The sequence below is a fragment of the Clavibacter lycopersici genome, assembly GCF_003576405.1.
GTDB classification, from domain to species: Bacteria; Actinomycetota; Actinomycetes; order Actinomycetales; family Microbacteriaceae; genus Clavibacter; species Clavibacter lycopersici.
In genome coordinates this window covers 1-3,548 of the sequence record NZ_QWGT01000264.1, presented here as the reverse complement: position 1 = coordinate 3,548, position 3,548 = coordinate 1, and the positions used below count along the sequence as shown (strand labels likewise).

General features: G+C 75.0%; 4 protein-coding genes and 1 pseudogene. 3 read left to right on the top strand and 2 right to left on the bottom strand.

Features of this window, described 5'->3' with window-relative positions; genetic code table 11:
* The coding region (locus DZG00_RS13535; protein ID WP_233550143.1) for a thiamine pyrophosphate-binding protein at positions 1-615 on the top strand (615 nt) is incomplete at its 5' end.
* A gap of 33 nt (positions 616-648) precedes the next feature.
* On the opposite strand, the gene DZG00_RS13530 is transcribed toward DZG00_RS13535, so the two are convergent.
* Together DZG00_RS13530 and DZG00_RS13525 are read right to left on the bottom strand one after the other, a co-directional pair.
* Positions 649-1,383, bottom strand: coding sequence for a tyrosine-protein phosphatase (locus DZG00_RS13530; protein ID WP_119382880.1), 735 nt, complete (start codon positions 1,381-1,383; stop codon positions 649-651).
* A gap of 72 nt (positions 1,384-1,455) precedes the next feature.
* A complete protein-coding gene (locus DZG00_RS13525; RefSeq protein WP_119382879.1) occupies positions 1,456-2,337 on the bottom strand; it encodes an NAD-dependent epimerase/dehydratase family protein in 882 nt (293 codons plus the stop codon).
* Positions 2,338-2,539: 202 nt separating this feature from the next.
* Here DZG00_RS13525 and DZG00_RS13520 point away from each other — a divergent pair, with 202 nt between their 5' ends.
* Both DZG00_RS13520 and DZG00_RS17370 read left to right on the top strand, forming a co-directional pair.
* Entirely contained in the window at positions 2,540-3,145 is a 606-nt protein-coding gene (locus DZG00_RS13520) for a TetR/AcrR family transcriptional regulator (protein WP_119382878.1), read from the top strand.
* 48 nt (positions 3,146-3,193) lie between these two features.
* Positions 3,194-3,358: pseudogene (locus DZG00_RS17370) on the top strand (hypothetical protein); the annotation flags it as partial.
* Positions 3,359-3,548 lie beyond the last annotated feature (190 nt).

Below are 3,548 nucleotides of genomic sequence, written 5' to 3'. Positions count from 1 at the left end.
GGCACCACGCCCGCCGAGCGCCGCGACTTCGCGCGCGCCGAGCTCGCGGCCGTGCGCGCCGACGTCACCCGCCGCCATCTCGTGCGCGCGCTCTGGCAGGCCACCTGGCCGCACGACCGGCTCGTGCTCGGGGCGTCGCGCCTCATCCGCGAGGCCGACCGGGCGCTCCCCGGCAAGCGCGTGCGCGTGCACGCCAACCGCGGCCTCGCGGGCATCGACGGCACCGTCTCCACCGGGTTCGGCATCGCGCTCGCGTCGCAGGCGGCATCCGGCAGCGCGGCCGCCGGGATCACGCGCGTGCTCGTGGGCGACCTCACGCTCCTGCACGACGTCGGCTCGCTGCTCGTCGGCACGGGTGAGCGCGTCCCGCGGATCCAGGTGATCGTGGGCAACGACGGCGGCGGCACCATCTTCGACGGCCTCGAGGTCGCGAACACGGCCGCGCCGGCGGCCATCGACCGCGTCATGTTCACGCCCCAGCGGGTGGACCTCGCCTCCCTCGCGCGCGCCTACGGCTGGACGTACCTGCGCGCCGCGACCCACGGCGAGCTGGAGGCCGCCCTCACGACCGCGTCCGAGGCGCCGCTCCTCATCGAGGTGCCGCTGGCGCGGTAGCGGATCCGCCGGTCCAGGCGCCCGGGGCCCGGCTCAATCAGGGATCGCGCCCCGCCACGTCCGCAGCGCCCGGCGGTCGGCGTCCGCGAAGCCGGCCGCGTCGAGGAACCGGTCGAGGTCGATCCCCGCCATGGCCTCGCGGAACGCCGCCTCGCTGGTCGTGCCGCGCTCGGCGAGGAACTCCGCGATCGCGGGCTCCAGGTCCTGCTGGCCCGTGTTCGCCGACCGCTCCCGCCCGAGGCGGATGCTCTCCAGGTAGTCGTCGACGATCTCGTCCGGCTCGGCGCCCACCGCGAGGAGGAGCAGCAGGGCGACGAGGCCCGTGCGGTCGCGACCGGCGCCGCAGTGGAAGAGGACACCGCCCGCGGGGGCCTCGAGGATCGCCCGCAGCGCGGATCCGGCCCGGTCCGGCAGCTCGGCGAGGTGCGGCAGGTAGTAGAGCGGCGTGCCGACGAGGCCGGTGTCCCAGTAGGGGACCCAGAAGTCCGGGTGGTCGTCGAGGCCGTCGAGGTCGACGTGCGTGACGTGGATCCAATCGGGGCGCGGGTGCGTGTCCCGGGCGCGCTCCGCCGGCTGCCGGAGGTCGAGCACCGTGCGGTAGCCGAGCTCGCGCAGGCGCTCCCAGCCGGTGTCGGTGATGAGGTCGGCGTCCTCGCAGCGTGCGAGCGCGCCGGTGGGGGTGGCGCCGCCGGAGCGGAGGCGGATGCCGCCGAGGTCGCGGGCGTTGACGAGGCCGTCGATCGGGATGGCGCGGTCGGATGCGGTCATCGACCGAGTCGACCACGCCGGCGAGCGGCTCCGCATCATCCTCGGGAGGGGGACCGCCGCCGGGTGCCGCGGTCAGGACGTGTAGTACCCGGCCTCGATGTCGTCGAGCAGGGTCGGGCCGGTCGGCTCCCAGTCGACGAGCTCCCGGGTGGCGGCGTTGGACGCGGGCTGGTCGCCGCCGAGCAGGGCGCCGAACACGCCCAGCTGCTCCGGGTCGACGGCCGACGCCGTCAGGCCGGTCTGCCGCGCGATGGCCTCGGCGACCTCGCGCATCGCCACGCCCTCCTCGCCCACGGCGTGCAGCACGCTGCCGGCGGGCGCGGTCTCCAGGGCGATGCGGAACAGCCGTCCGGCGTCGGTGATGTGCACCGCCGGCCACCGGTTCGTCCCGTCGCCGACGTAGGCGGCGGTCCCGAGCTGGCGGTCCAGGCCGACGAGCGCGGCGATGAGGCCGTTGCGGTCGCCCTGCCCGTGGACCGTGCGCGGCATCCGCACGAGCCCGGAGCGGATGCCCCGCTCCGACAGGGCCAGCACCGCCCTCGCCGTGCGGGAGCGCACGCCGGCGGGGCCCGCGGGATCGAGCTCGTCCTGCTCGGTGGCGAGCTGCCCGAGGCTCGTGGGGGTGCCGGACGCGGCGGAGAACGCCTTCCCCGTGCCCTCAAGCGCGTCGCCGATCCGCTCGACGAGGCGCACCTCGTTGTCGACCGTCTCGTCGAACGCGTCGAAGTCGAGGGTGAACGCGAGGTGCGCGGTGGCGTCCGCCGCCAGCGCCTCGGCGACCAACAGGTCGTGATCGGCCATGTCGCCGCGGACGGGGGTGGCTCCGATCCGTCGGACCCTCTCGGCGGAGGCGTCCGAGCGGACCAGGCCGCGGACCTCGTGCCCCGTGGCGACGAGCTCGGTGGTGAGGGCGGTGCCGATCCACCCGGCTGCTCCGGTGATGAATGCGCGCATGTGCGTGCTCCTGTCCGTGACGAGGCCGCCGCGATCTGCCGCGAGCCGAGCGAGCCCATCCGGTGATGTGACTCAGGTGCATCACCCTACACGTGATGTGCCGGAGTCGCATCACTTGCCGGTGGCGGGTCCGATGGACTCACGACGGAGGGCGGCGGGTCGCGCCGACGATGCGACGATGGCGCATCACTAGACTCGATCCATGGCGCGATGGGAACCGAATACGCGCGGCCGGCTCCTGCATGCCGCGGTCGAGCTCTTCGCGGAGCGGGGGTACGAGACCACCACGGCGGCGCAGATCGCCGACCGGGCGAACGTCACGAGGACCACGCTCTTCCGCCACTTCGCCGACAAGCGGGAGATCCTGTTCCAGGGCCAGGACGAGCTGGTCGCCCTCGCCGTCGACGGCGTGGCGGCCGCTCCCGCGGGGAGCGCCCCGTTCGAGGTCCTCCGCGCCGGGATCCTCCCCCTCTGCGCGGTCCACACGGAGGATCGGCGTGAGATCCGGCAGCGCCTCGTGTCCGTGATCCCCGCGAGCCCCGAGCTGCGCGAGCGCGCGGTCTTCAAGCGATCCGCCGTCACGGATGCCCTCCACGGCGCCCTCGCGGACCGGCTCGGCAACTCCCGGCGGGCAGGCGTCCTCGCGGATCTCGGCGTGCGCGCGTACTACGACGGCTACGCCGCCTGGCTCGAGGCCGAGGAGAGGGAGGCCCTCGCCGACGTCGTGGGCGCCGAGCTCGACGCGGCCGAGTCCGCCCTCGTCCGCCTGACGTTCTCGACCCTGGCCGCCGCCGCGCCCGGACCCTGACCGCGCGCCAGGGCGCCGCCGACCTTCTCGAGTGCGACCCTCAAACGCATGTTTGACAGTCGCCCCGCGCCGTGGTCGGATGACCACGTGCCCGCCGACGAGACCGACCTCCGCGACCTCCGCGTCATCGCCCACCCGCTGCGCCTGCGCCTCCTCTCCCTCTGCACGCGGTCGCCCGTGAGCGCGTCGGAGGCCGCGCGCGAGCTCGGCGAGACGCAGGCGAACGTCAGCTACCACCTGCGCCGCCTGCGCGAGGCGGGGCTGCTCGAGGAGGCGGGCGTCGAGCGGATCCGCGGGGGAGCGGCCAGGCGCTACCGCCACGTGCCCGACGAGCGGGTTCGCGCGGATGGGGTCCTCGAGCGCGGCAGGCGCGACGTTCTTGCCGCCCGCCGTGACGATGATC

Bases quoted from the DNA above. Each gene is read 5' to 3' on its own strand.
- DZG00_RS13530 (WP_119382880.1), bottom strand. From the start codon at position 1,383: ATGACCGCATCCGACCGCGCCATCCCGATCGACGGCCTCGTCAACGCC.
- DZG00_RS13525 (WP_119382879.1), bottom strand. From the start codon at position 2,337: ATGCGCGCATTCATCACCGGAGCAGCCGGGTGGATCGGCACCGCCCTC.
- DZG00_RS13520 (WP_119382878.1), top strand. From the start codon at position 2,540: ATGGCGCGATGGGAACCGAATACGCGCGGCCGGCTCCTGCATGCCGCG.